The 16,013-nt window shown below is 59.5% G+C and carries 13 protein-coding genes and 1 pseudogene; 4 read left to right on the forward strand and 10 right to left on the reverse strand.

All coding sequences use genetic code 11. The features are described 5' to 3' along the window. Positions 1-282: 282 nt before the first annotated feature. The 10 genes and pseudogenes from ihfB to mtnA form a co-directional block, all read right to left on the reverse strand. Positions 283-573, reverse strand: coding sequence for an integration host factor subunit beta (gene ihfB, locus AWM79_RS07885; RefSeq protein WP_017131501.1), 291 nt, complete (start codon positions 571-573; stop codon positions 283-285). A 131-nt stretch (positions 574-704) separates the two neighbouring features. Further along, the gene (locus tag AWM79_RS07890; RefSeq protein ID WP_017131502.1) at positions 705-986 is read right to left on the reverse strand and encodes a hypothetical protein; all 282 of its coding nucleotides are present in this window, start codon (positions 984-986) and stop codon (positions 705-707) included. 190 nt (positions 987-1,176) lie between these two features. Then, a complete protein-coding gene (rpsA, locus tag AWM79_RS07895; protein ID WP_017129659.1) occupies positions 1,177-2,862 on the reverse strand; it encodes a 30S ribosomal protein S1 in 1,686 nt (561 codons plus the stop codon). Between the two features lie 120 nt (positions 2,863-2,982). After that, entirely contained in the window at positions 2,983-3,672 is a 690-nt protein-coding gene (cmk, locus tag AWM79_RS07900; RefSeq protein ID WP_017131503.1) for a (d)CMP kinase, read from the reverse strand. A gap of 20 nt (positions 3,673-3,692) precedes the next feature. Continuing rightward, a pseudogene (locus AWM79_RS07905) lies at positions 3,693-4,592 on the reverse strand (prephenate dehydrogenase/arogenate dehydrogenase family protein); the annotation flags it as partial. A gap of 28 nt (positions 4,593-4,620) precedes the next feature. Further along, positions 4,621-5,733 carry a histidinol-phosphate transaminase gene (gene hisC, locus AWM79_RS07910; protein WP_017131505.1) on the reverse strand — a complete coding sequence of 371 codons (1,113 nt, stop codon included), beginning with the start codon at positions 5,731-5,733 and terminating at the stop codon, positions 4,621-4,623. An 11-nt stretch (positions 5,734-5,744) separates the two neighbouring features. Beyond that, a complete protein-coding gene (pheA, locus tag AWM79_RS07915) occupies positions 5,745-6,839 on the reverse strand; it encodes a prephenate dehydratase (RefSeq protein ID WP_017131506.1) in 1,095 nt (364 codons plus the stop codon). After that, complete coding sequence (serC, locus tag AWM79_RS07920) at positions 6,839-7,924, reverse strand: 3-phosphoserine/phosphohydroxythreonine transaminase (protein ID WP_026013119.1); 1,086 nt, start codon at positions 7,922-7,924, stop codon at positions 6,839-6,841. The genes pheA and serC overlap by 1 nt, the downstream gene beginning before the upstream one ends. 208 nt (positions 7,925-8,132) lie before the next feature. Beyond that, entirely contained in the window at positions 8,133-10,931 is a 2,799-nt protein-coding gene (gyrA, locus tag AWM79_RS07925) for a DNA gyrase subunit A (RefSeq protein ID WP_017131508.1), read from the reverse strand. Between the two features lie 324 nt (positions 10,932-11,255). Further along, entirely contained in the window at positions 11,256-12,332 is a 1,077-nt protein-coding gene (gene mtnA / locus AWM79_RS07930) for an S-methyl-5-thioribose-1-phosphate isomerase (RefSeq protein ID WP_060782563.1), read from the reverse strand. A gap of 109 nt (positions 12,333-12,441) precedes the next feature. Between mtnA and AWM79_RS07935 the strand changes: the two genes are divergently transcribed. The 4 genes from AWM79_RS07935 (at position 12,442) to AWM79_RS07950 (ending at position 16,003) form a co-directional block, all read left to right on the forward strand. Beyond that, positions 12,442-13,773, forward strand: coding sequence for a TRZ/ATZ family hydrolase (locus AWM79_RS07935; RefSeq protein ID WP_060782564.1), 1,332 nt, complete (start codon positions 12,442-12,444; stop codon positions 13,771-13,773). 66 nt (positions 13,774-13,839) lie between these two features. Further along, on the forward strand, positions 13,840-14,538 hold the full coding sequence (gene ubiG, locus AWM79_RS07940; protein WP_017131511.1) for a bifunctional 2-polyprenyl-6-hydroxyphenol methylase/3-demethylubiquinol 3-O-methyltransferase UbiG: 699 nt from the start codon (positions 13,840-13,842) through the stop codon (positions 14,536-14,538). Positions 14,539-14,541: 3 nt separating this feature from the next. After that, complete coding sequence (gene mupP / locus AWM79_RS07945) at positions 14,542-15,213, forward strand: N-acetylmuramic acid 6-phosphate phosphatase MupP (protein ID WP_017131512.1); 672 nt, start codon at positions 14,542-14,544, stop codon at positions 15,211-15,213. Between the two features lie 49 nt (positions 15,214-15,262). After that, the gene (locus AWM79_RS07950) at positions 15,263-16,003 is read left to right on the forward strand and encodes a YciK family oxidoreductase (RefSeq protein ID WP_017131513.1); all 741 of its coding nucleotides are present in this window, start codon (positions 15,263-15,265) and stop codon (positions 16,001-16,003) included. Positions 16,004-16,013 lie beyond the last annotated feature (10 nt).

Genomic DNA, 16,013 nt, shown 5'->3' on the forward strand with positions numbered 1-16,013 from the left:
GGAGGCTTAGTGGAGGTCTCTCATTCGCTCAAAGAAGAGATCACTATCAGGGCGAGGGAAGGAAGAGTACTAGCGTCAGCATCTCAGGAAATAGACGCCATCAAGGCCCAATAGCTGGAGAAGCAGTCGAGCCTTCAAAAAGCTCCCTTGTATCCCTCAGCAAAATCTAAAGGCGAGGGGCTCCTTCGACAAACCTTCCCTTGGACTAGTCCAAGAGCAGCTTGAATACCAGTTACTAATCGCGACTGAGTCAATAAGCTATCAGAAAGACAGTCGCACCACCTAAATTTCTTCCTCCTCATTCACCCGATCCCTTAACTCCTTCCCCGGCTTGAAATGCGGCACAAACTTGCCATCCAGGCTCACTGATTGCCCGGTCTTGGGATTGCGCCCAACCCGCGGCGCTCGATAATGTAACGAAAAGCTACCGAACCCACGAATTTCGATCCGGTCCCCAGTCGCCAGGCACTGGGACATTTGCTCAAGCATGGTCTTGATGGCCAGCTCGACATCCTTGGATGAAAGCAGCCCCTGATGGGTGACAATTCGTTCGATCAACTCCGACTTCGTCATATTTTTCCCTTCTTTTTCAAGCAGCTAGGAAAAGCGCTTCGAAGGTTTTAGCATGACGGGAGGATTTTGAACAGCCCATAGATTGACTTATCTGCATATCAGATACGTCCAGACCCAGAGGCGCACATCGACTAGTTGCAGGTCACCAGCATCGTTCGGGTGACATAGCCTGCCGGATTCCAGCCAAAGAGATAGTCACCTTCTTCATCCTTGGCATCACTGGACTTGGCGACGACCCTGTAGCCCTGAACCTTGCATTCGCGAGCTGCACGCTTATAGCACTTGTCCCAGCCAGAACCCAATCCCGAGCAGTCGATTTCGATGCCGCTCACACCATGCCTGGCGTGGGTCCTGGCGTGGGTGGTACATCCGGCAAGCAGCACCAGGGCGATTACTGCTATGAACTTGCTCATTCACATCCTTATCAAAGCGATACCTTAAGAAAAAGCTGCAACAACTGACAATGGCTGATCCGGAATATAGATCTTTACGCATTATCAATGTGACCGCAGCAAGTCCGATTTGGTTTCACCTTTGAAACACCCAAATTCCGGCCATAAAAAAGGACGACCGAAGTCGCCCTTTTCAACAGTTAGACAGAACTCAGTTCTGTTTGGCCATTGCTTGACGCAGCAGGGCAGCCATGGTGGTGTCGGCTGCTTCACCTTCCGGAGCTGCTTTCAGGCTCTGGATGGCTTCTTTCTCGTCTTCAACGTCTTTCGACTTGATCGACAGTTGGATCACGCGGCTCTTGCGGTCAACGCTGATGATCTTGGCTTCTACTTCTTCGCCTTCTTTCAGGACGTTACGCGCGTCTTCAACGCGGTCACGGCTGATTTCGGAGGCTTTCAGCGTCGCTTCGATATCGTCGGCCAGAACGATGATGGCGCCTTTGGCGTCAACTTCCTTCACAGTGCCTTTAACGATGGCGCCTTTGTCGTTAACCGAGACGTACTCGGAGAACGGATCGCTTTCCAGTTGCTTGATGCCCAGGGAGATGCGCTCGCGCTCCGGGTCAACCGACAGGATAACGGTGTCCAGTTCGTCGCCCTTCTTGAAACGGCGCACGGCTTCTTCGCCCACTTCGTTCCAGGAGATATCGGACAGGTGAACCAGACCGTCGATGCCGCCGTCCAGGCCAATGAAGATACCGAAATCGGTGATCGACTTGATAGTACCGGAGATCTTGTCGCCCTTGTTGAACTGGCCAGAGAAGTCTTCCCATGGGTTCGACTTGCACTGCTTGATGCCCAGGGAGATACGACGACGCTCTTCGTCGATGTCCAGAACCATGACTTCCACTTCGTCGCCGACTTGTACGACTTTCGAAGGATGGATGTTCTTGTTGGTCCAGTCCATTTCCGAAACGTGTACCAGACCTTCAACGCCCTCTTCCAGCTCAGCGAAGCAGCCGTAGTCGGTCAGGTTGGTGACGCGCGCGGTCACACGAGTGCTTTCTGGGTAACGGGCTTTGATAGCAACCCATGGATCTTCGCCCAGTTGCTTCAGGCCCAGGGAAACACGATTGCGCTCGCGATCGTACTTCAGAACCTTGACATCGATCTCGTCGCCAACATTGACGATTTCCGATGGATGCTTGATGCGCTTCCAGGCCATGTCGGTGATGTGCAGCAGCCCATCGACGCCACCCAGATCGACGAATGCGCCGTAGTCGGTGAGGTTCTTGACGATACCCTTGACTTGCTGGCCTTCCTGCAGGGATTCCAACAGAGCTTCGCGCTCGGCGGAGTTCTCTGCTTCCAGGACGCTACGACGGGAAACAACAACGTTGTTGCGCTTCTGGTCGAGCTTGATAACTTTGAACTCGAGCTCTTTGCCTTCCAGGTGCGTGGTGTCGCGCACCGGACGGACGTCAACCAGAGAACCTGGCAAGAACGCACGGATGCCGTTAACGTCGACAGTGAAGCCGCCTTTAACCTTACCGTTGATAACGCCCTTGACCACTTCTTCGGCTGCGAAGGCTGCTTCCAGAACGATCCAGCATTCAGCGCGCTTGGCTTTTTCACGGGACAGCTTGGTTTCACCGAAGCCGTCTTCAACCGAATCCAGCGCCACGTGAACTTCATCACCGACGTTGATGTTCAGCTCGCCAGCATCGTTGTAGAACTGTTCCAGCGGGATCAGAGCTTCAGACTTCAGACCGGCGTGGACAGTGACCCAACGAGCTTGGTAATCGATATCAACGATAACACCGGTGATGATCGAACCAGCCTGAAGATTGAGGGTCTTCAAGCTCTCTTCAAAGAGTTCCGCAAAGCTTTCGCTCATTTTAATTCCTGTTGATAAGGGCGAAGAATACGCCCATCTGCCACACCCCAGACGGTGAGGGTTACGTTCATATGAAAGAAGCCGTGCAGGACTATGACTGGTCCCCTGCGCGCCTCTTGGTCACCCGGCAATATCGCGAATGGCGATTTCGCTCATGATGCGTTCCAGCACCTGCTCGATGGACAACTCCGTGGAATCCAGCTGTATGGCGTCAACCGCTGGCTTGAGCGGGGCTACCGCTCGCTGGGTGTCGCGCTCATCACGCACACGTATCTCATCTAGCAGACTCGACAGACTAACATCATCACCCTTGGCCTTCAACTGTAAGTACCGGCGGCGCGCTCGTTCCTCGACGCTGGCGGTGAGGAAGACCTTCAGCGGCGCATCAGGAAATACCACCGTCCCCATATCGCGACCATCGGCCACCAACCCCGGCGGCTCCTGGAACGCGCGCTGGCGTTGCAGCAGGGCGTCGCGCACCGCCGGCAGGGCCGCAACTTGGGAGGCGCCCGCACCGATCGATTCGTTGCGGATGTCCTGAGTGACATCGTCGCCTTCAAGAATGATGCGCTGCGGCTGGCCGTCGGTCGCACCGATGAACTGCACATCGAGGTGAGCAGCTAGCAGCTTGAGGGACTCTTCGTTGGTCAGGTCGACGCCGTGATTGCGAGCGGCGAAGGCCAGCAACCGATAGAGCGCACCGGAATCCAGCAGGCACCAACCCAGACGCTGGGCCAACAAACCGGCGATAGTCCCCTTGCCCGATCCGCTGGGTCCGTCGATGGCGATGACTGGAGCTTGAATATTCACGACTGAACCTCTTTGTGATCATCGTTGGCGTTCATTGTGTCCTTACGGGCCCTTCGGGCCAAGATTCTGCCGAAATGTTCGCGAGCGGCCTGGGCCCGCTCGAACACAGCCAGCAGTTGCTGTCCATCACTCGCATCAACGGCGTCGCGCAAAACATCCAGGTCGCCACGAAAGGTATCCAGTGCACGCAACACCGCCTCGCGGTTGGCCAGAAAGATGTCATGCCACATGACCGGATCGCTGCCGGCAATTCGCGTGAAATCACGGAATCCGCCCGCGGCATAGCGAAAAATCTCCAGGTTCTCATTGCGCTTGGCCAGGGAGTCCACCAGGCCGAAAGCCAACAGGTGCGGCAAATGACTGGTCGCCGCCAGTACTTCGTCGTGGCGCTCGACCGGCATATGTTCGACATCCGCGCCCAGGGCACGCCACAGCCGGTCGACCAGGGCCACCGCCGCCGGATCGGTTTCCTCCAGCGGGGTCAGGATCACCTTATGCCGGCGAAATAGCCTGCCGTTGGAGGCTTGCACCCCACTCTGTTCAGACCCGGCAATTGGATGCCCGGGCACAAACCGTGGCGGCATGGCGCCGAACGCTGAGCAGGCGGCACGCACTACGTTACCTTTGGCGCTGCCGACATCCGTCAGGATCGCCTGACCCAGGTCCATGCCCGCTAACAGGCCGAGCAGCTTCTCCATGGCCAGGATCGGCACCGCGAGCTGAATCACATCGGCGCCCCGGCAGGCGCTCAGCAGATCTTCCTCGCAGCGATCGACCACCCCCAACTCCACTGCCAGCTGGCGTGATTGCGGATCGAGATCGACACCGACCACTTCTCGACAAAGGCCGCTTTCCCGCAGCCCTTTGGCGAAGGAACCGCCAATCAGCCCCAGGCCGACCACCACCAGGCGACCGATCATAGGTGTCACCGATTGCATCGGCATGACATCAACCACGAGCCAGAACCTTGGCCAAAGCCTCAAGCAAGCGGCTGTTTTCACTGGCCAGGCCAATACTGATCCGCAGGTGCTGCGGCAGACCATAGCCGGCAATCGGACGCACGATCACGCCCTCGCGCAACAATCCTTGATACACCGGCCCCGCATCGCGACCGACATCGACGGCAATGAAGTTGGCCCGGGAGGCAATCCAGCTCAAACCCATCTGCCGGAAGCCGTCCTCCAGTTGCAGCATGCCTGCCTCGTTCAGCTCGCGACTGCGCGCCACGTACTCGGCGTCATCCAGCGCGGCACGGGCCGCCACCAGGGCGAGGCTGTTCACATTGAAGGGTTGGCGCACGCGATTGAGGATATCCGCCACCGCTGGCGACGACAGCCCGTAGCCGACCCGCAGCGCCGCCAGACCGTAGGCCTTGGAGAAGGTGCGGGAAACCAGCAGGTTCGGATAAGTCGACAGGTAGTTCAGGCCATTTGGCAGGCCTTCGCCCTGGGCATATTCGATATACGCCTCGTCCAGCACCACCAGCACATTGCCGGGCACCGCCGCGAGGAAAGCTTCCAACGCCTGCGGGCCGAACCAGGTACCGGTTGGATTGTTCGGGTTGGCGATAAACACCACACGGGTGTTCTCGTCTATCGCCGCCAGCATCGCCAGCGGGTCATGACCAAAATCCCTGGCGGGCGCCACGCGGGCATCGGCCCCCACGGCCTGGGTCACGATCGGATAGATCGCGAAGGCATGCTCGCTGAAGACCGCATTCAGGCCCGGTGCCAGGTAGGCACGGGCAACCAGTTCGAGAATATCGTTGGAACCGTTGCCCAGGGTCACCTGGTTGGCCTGTACGCCGCACAACTCGGACAAGCGCTGCTTCAGTTCGAAGCCGTTGCCGTCCGGGTAGCGGGTCAGTTCGGCCAACTCGTCGCGAATCGCCGCCAAGGCCCGGGGACTGGCGCCCAGCGGATTTTCATTGCTGGCCAGCTTGATGATGCGTGCCGGATCGATATCCAGCTCGCGCGCCAATTCGTCCACGGGCTTACCCGGAACGTAAGGCGAAAGTTGTTGCACGCCCGGCTGCGCCAGTGCGAGGAAGTCGCCACTCATGTTCAACGCCTTTATAGAACTGCTTTCGGGTAGGAACCCAGCACCTTGAGGGCCACCGCTTCCTGACTAATCTTCTCCAGCACACCCTTGACCAGCGGATCACGGTGGTGGCCGACGAAGTCGATAAAGAACACGTAGGTCCATTTACCGCTGCGCGACGGTCGGGTTTCGATTCGCGTCAGGTCAATTCCGTTGTCGTGGAACGGCACCAGCAGCTCATGGAGCGCCCCCGGTTTGTTGCTCATAGAAACAATGATCGAGGTTTTGTCGTCGCCGGTCGGCGGCACTTCCTGGCTACCAATCATCAGGAATCGCGTAGCGTTGTCCGGGCGGTCCTCGATTTTCTCGGCCAGACGGGTCAATCCATACAGGCTGGCCGCCATATCGCCGGCAATCGCCGCCGAATTCCATTCACCCTTGATCCGCTTGGCCGCCTCGGCGTTGCTCGGCACCGCCACGCGCTCGACATTCGGGTAGTGGGCGTCCAACCACTTGCGGCACTGGGCCAGTGACTGGGCATGGGAGTAGATGCGGCTGATGCTGTCGGTCTTGGTGTTTTCAGCCACCAGCAGATGATGGTGGATACGCAGCTCGACCTCGCCACAGATCACCATGTCGTGCTCGAGAAAACTGTCGAGGGTATGGTTGACCGCACCCTCGGTGGAGTTTTCCACCGGTACCACACCGAAGTTCACCGCACCGGCGGCGACTTCACGGAACACTTCATCGATGGCCGCCATCGGTTTGCTGATCACCGCATGACCGAAGTGCTTCATCGCCGCCGCCTGGGTAAAGGTCCCCTCTGGCCCCAGATAAGCCACTTTCAGCGGCTGTTCCAGCGCGAGGCAGGAGGACATGATCTCGCGGAACAGCCGCGCCATTTCCTCGTTGCCCAACGGTCCTTGGTTGCGCTCCATGACCCGCTTGAGCACCTGGGCCTCACGCTCTGGACGATAGAACACCGGCACTTCGCCTTCGGCCAGCGAAGCCATCTTTACCCGCGCGACTTCCTGGGCGCAGCGGGCGCGCTCGCTGATCAGTTCCAGGACCTTCTCGTCGAGGCTGTCGATGCGCAGGCGCAGTGCCTTGAGTTCTTGTTCAGACATTAGCCGTGTTCCTTCTCGAACTCCGCCATGTACGCCACCAAAGCGTTGACCGCACTGATGTCGACGGCGTTATAGAGGGAGGCACGCATACCGCCCACCGCACGGTGCCCCTTGAGGTTCAACAGCCGGCGATCCTCGGCACCGGCCAGGAACGCTTTGTCCAGGCGATCGTCAGCCAGACGGAACGACACGTTCATCCACGAACGGTCGGCCTTGTTGATCGGGTTGCTGTACAGGCCGCTGGCATCGATGAAGTCATACAAGGTGCGCTGCTTGACTTCATTGAGCTTGCCAATGGCGGCCACGCCACCCTGCTCCTTCAGCCATTCGAATACCAGCCCGGAGAGATACCAGGCCAGGGCTGGCGGGGTGTTGTACATGGAACCGTTGTCGGCTGCGACCTTGTAGTTAAGCATGGTCGGACAGATCGAACGCGCGCGCCCCAAGAGGTCCTCGCGAATGATGTTCACCACCAGTCCGCTCGGGCCGATGTTCTTCTGCGCGCCCGCGTAGATCATGCCGAAACGCGAGATATCCATAGGACGCGAGAGAATGTCCGAGGACATGTCGGCGACCAGCGGTACGTCGCCGGTTTGCGGAATCCAGCTGAATTCCAGGCCACCGATGGTTTCGTTCGATGCATAGTGGACGTAGGCGGCATCCTTGGACAGGTTCCATTCGTTCTGTCCCGGTATGGCGAAATAGTCATAGGGCTTGGCCGTAGCCGCCACATTGACAACGCCATAACGCGAGGCTTCTTCGATAGCTTTCTGCGACCAGATACCGGTATCGATATAATCGGCCTTGCCGTTTTCAGGCAGCAGGTTCAACGCCACCTGAGAAAACTGCTGGCTGGCGCCGCCTTGCAGGAACAGCACCTTGTAGTTCGAGGGGATATCCAGCAGGTCACGCAGGTCTTGCTCGGCCTTGGTGGCGATGGAGATGAATTCATCGCTGCGATGGCTCATTTCCATGACCGATAGTCCTTTGCCATGCCAGTCCAGCAATTCCGACTGGGCACGCAATAGGACAGCTTCAGGCAGCGCAGCAGGACCCGCGCAGAAGTTATAGGCTCGTTTGCTCACATCCACTCTCGCTTTGCTTGGAGATATACACGCCGCCCGACCTGTCCGGCGCCCCGCGGGAAAGAGTCGCCGACCCACAGGGTCGATGAATCTCGATACTTCTGACACGACAAAGCGGTCCGACAACGACCGCTCCGCGTTCGATCACAACCGTCACATCCAGATCGGTTGCCCTACAGTAGCTACAACGTCAGGCGCGAGCGCTTGATTAATCCTGCGGTTCAACTTCATCTACCGCCGCGTCCAGCGACGAGTCGTCGGCCATGCCATCGATCAACACTTCGCCCTCGAACTCGACGCCTTCTTCATTTTCCGGCTCCTCGCCTTCGACTTCCGACGGTTCCTGTACCCGCTCAAGCCCGACCAGTGTCTCGTCGTTGGCCAGCTTGATCAAGGTCACGCCCTGGGTGTTACGCCCCAGGCTGGAGACTTCATCGACACGGGTACGCACCAGGGTGCCCTGGTCGGAAATCAGCATGATCTCCTCACCTTCCTGCACCTGGATCGCCCCAATCAGTTGGCCGTTGCGATCCTTGGTGACCATGGCGATCACACCTTGGCCGCCACGTCCGCGTCGTGGGAACTTGCTCAACGGCGTGCGCTTACCAAAACCGCGTTCGGAAGCCGTCAGGATCTGCGCCCCCGATTCCGGGATCAGCATGGAAATCAACTGCTGCCCCTTACCGATGCGCATGCCACGAATACCGCGTGCACCACGACCCATCTCGCGAACCACGCTCTCAGCGAAACGAATCACCTTACCGGCATTGGAGAACAGCATGACTTCCTTGGCACCGTCAGTGATCGCGGCAGCAATCAGGGTGTCGCCTTCCTTCAGTTTCAAGGCGATCAAGCCACTGGAGCGTGGACGACTGAACTGTGCCAAGGGGGTTTTCTTGACCGTACCGAAGGCCGTGGCCATGAAGATGTAGGCACCGGTCGGCTCGGCCACCAACTCCGCCGTGTCGCCATCCACCTCTTCGGCTACCTCTCCCGCCTCATCGGCTTCGATCACCTCACCCTCGATCACCGCATCGTCGGCATCGTCCAGCTCGTCATCGGCACCGGCGCTCTGCTGCAGGGCTTCCAGGTCGATCTGCAGCATGGTGGTGATGTACTCACCTTCGTCAAGCGGCAGCAGATTGACCAGCGGTCGGCCACGAGCGGCGCGAGAAGCCTCGGGAATCTCATAGGTCTTGAGCCAATACACCTTGCCTTTGCTGGAGAACAGCAGGAGCGTGGCATGGCTGTTGGCAACCAGCAGGTGGGCGATGTAATCCTCATCCTTGACGCCGGTCGCCGACTTGCCTTTGCCACCGCGACGCTGGGCTTGATAGGCCGACAACGGCTGGGTCTTGGCGTAGCCGCTGTGGGAAATGGTCACCACACGCTCTTCTTCGGGAATCATATCGCCCAGGGTCAGGTCGAGGCGCGCATCGAGGATTTCGGTGCGACGCGCATCGCCGTACTCGGCGCGAATGACCTCCAGTTCTTCGCGGATCACTTCCATCAGGCGCGTGGCACTGTTGAGGATGCGGATCAGTTCGCCGATCTGGTTGAGGATTTCCTGGTACTCGGCCAGCAACTTCTCGTGCTCCAGGCCGGTCAGGCGGTGCAAGCGCAGTTCCAGAATGGCTTGCGCCTGCTCCGGCGACAAGAAGTACTTGCCGTCACGCAGACCGTATTGCGGATCGAGGTTTTCCGGACGGCACGAATCTGCTCCCGCACGCTCGACCATGGTCATCACCGCACTGGACTCCCAAGGCGTGCTGATCAGCGCTTCCTTGGCTTCCGATGGGGTTGGCGAAGCCTTGATCAGGGCAATGACCGGATCGATGTTCGACAGCGCAACTGCTTGGCCTTCGAGAATATGCCCACGCTCGCGGGCCTTGCGCAGTTCGAACACGGTGCGTCGGGTCACCACTTCGCGACGGTGACGGACGAACGCTTCCAGCAGATCCTTGAGATTGAGGATCCGCGGGCGACCGTCGATCAGCGCAACGATGTTGATACCGAACACGCTCTGCAACTGGGTCTGGGCGTAGAGATTGTTGAGGATGACCTCAGGCACCTCGCCACGACGCAACTCGATCACTACGCGCATACCGTCCTTGTCGGACTCATCGCGCAGCTCGGTGATGCCTTCGAGTTTTTTCTCTTTGACCAGTTCGGCGATCTTCTCGATCAGACGAGCCTTGTTCAGTTGGTAGGGCAGTTCGGTGATGACGATCTGCTGGCGACCGCCGACCTTGTCGATATCCTCGACGGTCGAGCGGGCACGCATGTAGATACGTCCGCGACCGGTGCGATAGGCCTCGATGATCCCGGCACGACCGTTGATGATCGCGGCGGTCGGGAAGTCCGGCCCCGGAATGTACTGCATCAGTTCATCGACGGTCAGTTCGGGGTTGTCGATCAGCGCCAGACAACCGTCGATCACTTCGCCGAGGTTGTGCGGTGGAATGTTGGTCGCCATACCCACCGCGATGCCGCTGGAACCGTTGACCAACAGGTTGGGGATACGGGTTGGCATGACCGCCGGGATTTGCTCGGTGCCGTCATAGTTGGGCACCCAGTCCACGGTTTCCTTGTGCAGGTCGGCCAGCAGCTCGTGCGCCAGCTTGGTCATGCGCACTTCGGTGTAACGCATGGCCGCGGCATTGTCGCCGTCGACCGAACCAAAGTTGCCCTGACCGTCGACCAGTAGATAACGCAGGGAGAATGGCTGCGCCATCCGAACAATGGTGTCGTACACCGCAGTATCGCCGTGAGGGTGATACTTACCGATCACGTCACCGACCACACGGGCAGATTTCTTGTAAGGCTTGTTCCAGTCGTTACCCAGCTCACTCATCGCAAACAGGACACGCCGGTGCACGGGCTTCAAGCCATCGCGCGCATCGGGCAATGCCCGCCCGACAATCACGCTCATCGCGTAGTCGAGGTAGGACTGTTTCAGCTCGTCTTCGATATTGACCGGGAGGATTTCTTTGGCCAGTTCGCCCATGAGAAGCCTGATTCCTTTTTCTGGTGAAACTTCGTCACATCACATAGGGGACGAACGAAGCTTGCCGTCGCCGACCTGATGCCTGGCAACGACTTACGACAAATCAACGAGTTATGCCATGGATCTGCGCAGTAAGGGCAGTCGGTTCGGACAGCCCTGGAAACCGCCGAATGTTATCACAATCGCCGCCACGCACCTATCCCCGGATACATAAGGAAGTAGACAGGCGACCAATGAAACCCTTCGAGAGCGCATTGAAAGGGGCTTAAAAGCAAAATGCCCGCATTTACCCCCCCCCTAAAAAACACTTAGCCTAGAAAAAGCTTAGTGCAGGCGTTTTCGACACATCAATTGAGCCATCTTCGCGGCATCCGGCCTTTGAACGGCCCCCTTTTCGGTCACGATGACATCGATCAGGTCAGCCGGCGTCACATCGAATACCGGATTGAACGCTTCGACCGACGCACCGAGCTGCCGCCCACCGAGACTCAACAATTCGTCGCCATCGCGTTCTTCAAGCGCGATATCGTCGCCGCTGGCCAGGCCCATGTCGATGGTCGAACTCGCCGCCACCACCATGAACCGCACTCCGTGGTGCATGGCGCAAACGGCCAGTTGATAGGTGCCGATCTTGCTCGCCACGTCACCGTTCGCGCTAATCCGGTCGGCGCCGACGATGACCCAGGTCACTCCCTTGGTCTTCAAGATGTGAGCGGCGGTGGAATCCGCGTTCACGGTCACCGGAATGTTTTCATTGGCCAACTCCCAGGCAGTCAGGCGCGAACCTTGCAGCCAGGGCCGGGTTTCGTCGACATAGACTCGCTCGACCATGCCTTCGAGGAACGCACCGCGAATCACGCCCAGCGCAGTGCCGAAACCGCCGGTCGCCAGGGCTCCGGTATTACAGTGAGTGAGGATCGCCTGGGCATGGCCCTGGTGCTTGCGAATCAGATCGACTCCCAATTGCGCCATGGTCAGGTTGGCTTCACGATCACTTTCATGGATAGCAATGGCCTCGGCTTCCAGCGCCGCCAGCGGATCGGCGATGTCGCGGGCACGCGCCAGCCTTTCGCGCATCCGCCCGAGCGCCCAGGAAAGATTGATCGCGGTGGGTCGCGAAGCGACCAGCAGGGCAAAATCCTCTTCCAGCGCCGCCGCCCAACCCCGACCCTCGGCAAACCGCGCGCGCGCCGCCAGCACCAGTGCGTAGGCGGCAGCGATACCGATAAGCGGCGCACCACGCACGACCATCGAGCGAATCGCCTCGGCCACCTCCGCCGCGCTGTCACAGGCCAGCCAGCGTTGCTCGAACGGCAGGATGCGCTGGTCGAGCAGATACAAGGCCCCCTGGCGCCAATCGATGGCCCTGACCTTTTCCGCCGCCAACAACCGATCGCGCATAATTCACTCCGTATTGAAAAACAAAAGCCACCGATTATAGCGAGCCCCCCACCAAGACGCTCGGGTATACTTCGCTGTCCTTTTATGTAAAGCCTGGAAGCCCTCCTCGATGCCGAACATCGCCGCGCCGCTCGACTTGCTGTTGTTGCCCACCTGGTTGGTGCCTGTCGAACCCGCCGGGGTGGTCCTCAAGGAGCACGGCCTGGGTATCCGCGATGGGCGTATCGTCTTTATCGGCCCCCGGTCCGAGGCCTTGAAACTCACCGCTGGCGAAGTTCGCGAGCTGCCGGGGGCGCTGCTCACGCCAGGCTTGGTGAATGCCCATGGTCACGCCGCCATGACGCTGTTTCGCGGCTTGGCCGACGACCTACCGTTGATGACCTGGCTGGAACAACATATATGGCCCGCAGAGGGCAAATGGGTCGACGAAACGTTCGTCCGCGACGGCACCGACCTGGCCATTGCCGAACAGCTCAAGGGCGGTATCAGTTGTTTCTCGGACATGTACTTCTTCCCGAAAGTCGCCAGTGAATGTGTGCATCGCAGCGGGATACGCGCCCAGATCGCCGTGCCGATCCTCGACTTCCCGATCCCTGGCGCGACCAGCAGCGACGAGTCCCTGCGCCAGGCCATCGAACTGTTCGGCGATCTCAAGCATCATCCCCGTATCAAGATAGCCCTCGGCCCCCATGCACCCTATACCGTTGGCGACAATAATCTGGAAAAAATCCGCGTCATTGCCGAAGAACTCGACGTCGCGATCCATATGCATGTGCATGAGACGGCCTTTGAGGTCCAGCAAGCGGTGGACCAGAACGACGAACGGCCACTGGCCCGCCTGGCTCGCCTGGGCTTGCTGGGGCCGCGCTTCCAGGCCGTGCACATGACCCAGATAAGCGATGAAGACCTGGCCTTGTTGGTAGAAAGCAACACCAGCGTGATCCACTGCCCGGAATCGAACCTTAAACTGGCCAGCGGTTTCTGCCCGGTGGAACGCTTGTGGCAGGCCGGCGTCAATGTGGCAATAGGCACCGATGGCGCGGCCAGCAACAACGACCTCGATCTGCTGGGAGAAACCCGTACCGCGGCCCTGCTGGCCAAAGCCGTTGCCGGCTCCGCCAGCGCCCTGGATGCCCATCGCGCCCTGCGCATGGCCACCCTCAACGGCGCGCGCGCGTTGGGCCAGGAGAGTGAAATCGGCACACTGGAAGTGGGCAAGGCCGCGGATATTGTCGCCTTCGACCTTTCGGGCCTGACCCAACAACCGGTCTATGATCCGGTTTCCACCCTGATCTACGCCAGCGGTCGCGATTGCGTGCAACACCTGTGGGTGGGCGGCAAGCAACTGCTCGACGATCGGCGCCTGACCCACCTGGATGAACACCGACTGAGCGCCACGGCCCAGGCCTGGGGTCGGCGTATCGGCGGGCATGTGCACTGATTTGATCATCCTGGGCCAGAAAAGCCCCGGACCACCCTGGTTTTCAAGTTTTTAGAGGATAGTCCCATGAGCAACGTCGACCACGCCGAAATCGCCAAATTCGAAGCCCTCGCCCATCGCTGGTGGGACCGTGAAAGCGAGTTCAAACCGCTCCACGACATCAACCCGCTGCGGGTCAACTGGATCGACGAGCGGGTCAAGCTCGCCGGCAAGAACGTCCTCGATGTCGGTTGCGGCGGCGGCATTCTCAGCGAAGCCATGGCCCAGCGCGGCGCTACGGTCATGGGCATCGACATGGGCGAAGCGCCCCTGGCCGTGGCCCAGTTGCATCAACTGGAATCGGGTGTCAGCGTCGAGTACCGGCAGATCACCGCCGAGGCCTTGGCCGAAGAAATGCCCGAACGGTTCGACGTGGTCACCTGCCTGGAAATGCTTGAGCACGTGCCCGACCCCTCGTCGGTGATTCGTGCCTGCTATCGCATGGTCAAGCCCGGTGGCCAGGTGTTCTTCTCCACCATCAACCGCAATCCGAAGGCCTATCTATTCGCCATCGTCGGCGCCGAATACATCATGGGCCTGCTGCCACGCGGCACTCATGATTTCAAGAAATTCATCCGCCCTTCCGAGCTGGGTGCCTGGAGTCGCGACGCCGGCCTGTCGGTCAAGGACATCATCGGCCTGACCTACAACCCATTGACCAAGCACTACAAGCTGGCCTCCGACGTGGCGGTGAACTACATGATCCAGACCCTGCGTGAGGAATGATCGATGCGTTTGAGAGCGGTTCTCTTCGACATGGACGGTACCCTGCTCGATACCGCCCCGGACTTTATCGCCATCTGCCAGACCATGCTGGCTGATCGCGGGCTGGCGCCGATTGCCGACAAGCTGATCCGTGACGAAATTTCCGGTGGCGCCCGCGCGATGGTCGCGGCGACCTTTATGATGGACCCCGAATCGCCGGGCTTCGAGGAGCTGCGCCAGGAGTTCCTGGGGCGTTACCTGAAGGCCTGTGCCGTCCACAGCAAGTTATTCGACGGCATGGATCAATTGCTCGCCGACATCGAGAAAGCCAATCTGCTCTGGGGCGTGGTCACCAACAAGCCCTTGCGCTTCGCCGAGCCGATCATGCGCCAACTCGGTCTGGCTGAGCGCTCGGCCCTGCTGATCTGCCCGGACCATGTGAAAAATAGCAAACCCGATCCGGAGCCGCTGATCCTGGCCTGCAAGATGCTCAACCTGGAACCTGCCAGCGTCCTGTTCGTCGGCGATGATCTGCGCGATATCGAATCGGGGCGCGCCGCCGGAACCCGGACCGCCGCCGTGCGCTACGGTTATATCCACCCGCACGACAACCCCGATCACTGGGGCGCCGATATCGTGGTGGATCATCCGTTGCAGCTACGCCGCCTTCTGGATAACGCACTGTGCAGTTGCTGAGCCACCCGGCTCATTCACAGTACCGTCTTACATTTGTTGAGGTTTAGCCATGTTTGATTATTCCGCTCGCCCCGAATTGCTCAAGGATCGGCTGATTCTGGTCACCGGTGCCGGTCGCGGCATCGGCGCAGCCGCTGCCAGGACCTATGCCGCCCACGGCGCCACTGTGCTGCTGCTGGGCAAGACCGAAGCCAATCTGACCCAGGTCTATGACCAAATCGAAGCTGCTGGCCATCCACAACCGGTGGTAATTCCGTTCAATCTGGAAACCGCCCTGCCGCACCAATACGACGAGCTGGCGGCGATGATCGAAACCGAGTTCGGCCACCTCGACGGCCTGCTCCACAACGCCTCGATCATCGGTCCACGCACGCCGCTCGAGCAGCTCTCGGGCGAAAATTTCATGCGGGTCATGCAGGTCAACGTCAACGCTATGTTCATGCTGACCAGCACGCTGGTGCCACTGCTCAAGCTGTCCCAGGACGCCTCGGTGATTTTCACCTCCAGCAGTGTCGGCCGCAAAGGCCGTGCCTACTGGGGCGCCTATGGAGTGTCCAAATTCGCCACCGAGGGCCTGATGCAGACCTTGGCCGACGAACTCGAAACCGTCGCGCCGGTACGCGCCAACAGCATCAACCCCGGCGCCACCCGCACCAGCATGCGCGCCCAGGCCTATCCGGGAGAAAATCCAGAGAACAACCCGACGCCGGAAGAAATCATGCCGGTCTACCTGTACCTGATGGGCCCGGACAGCACCGGCATCAATGGCCAGGCCTTTAACGCCCAGTAACCCCCCACCT

The organism is Pseudomonas agarici (assembly GCF_001543125.1).
Taxonomy (GTDB): Bacteria; Pseudomonadota; Gammaproteobacteria; order Pseudomonadales; family Pseudomonadaceae; genus Aquipseudomonas; species Aquipseudomonas agarici.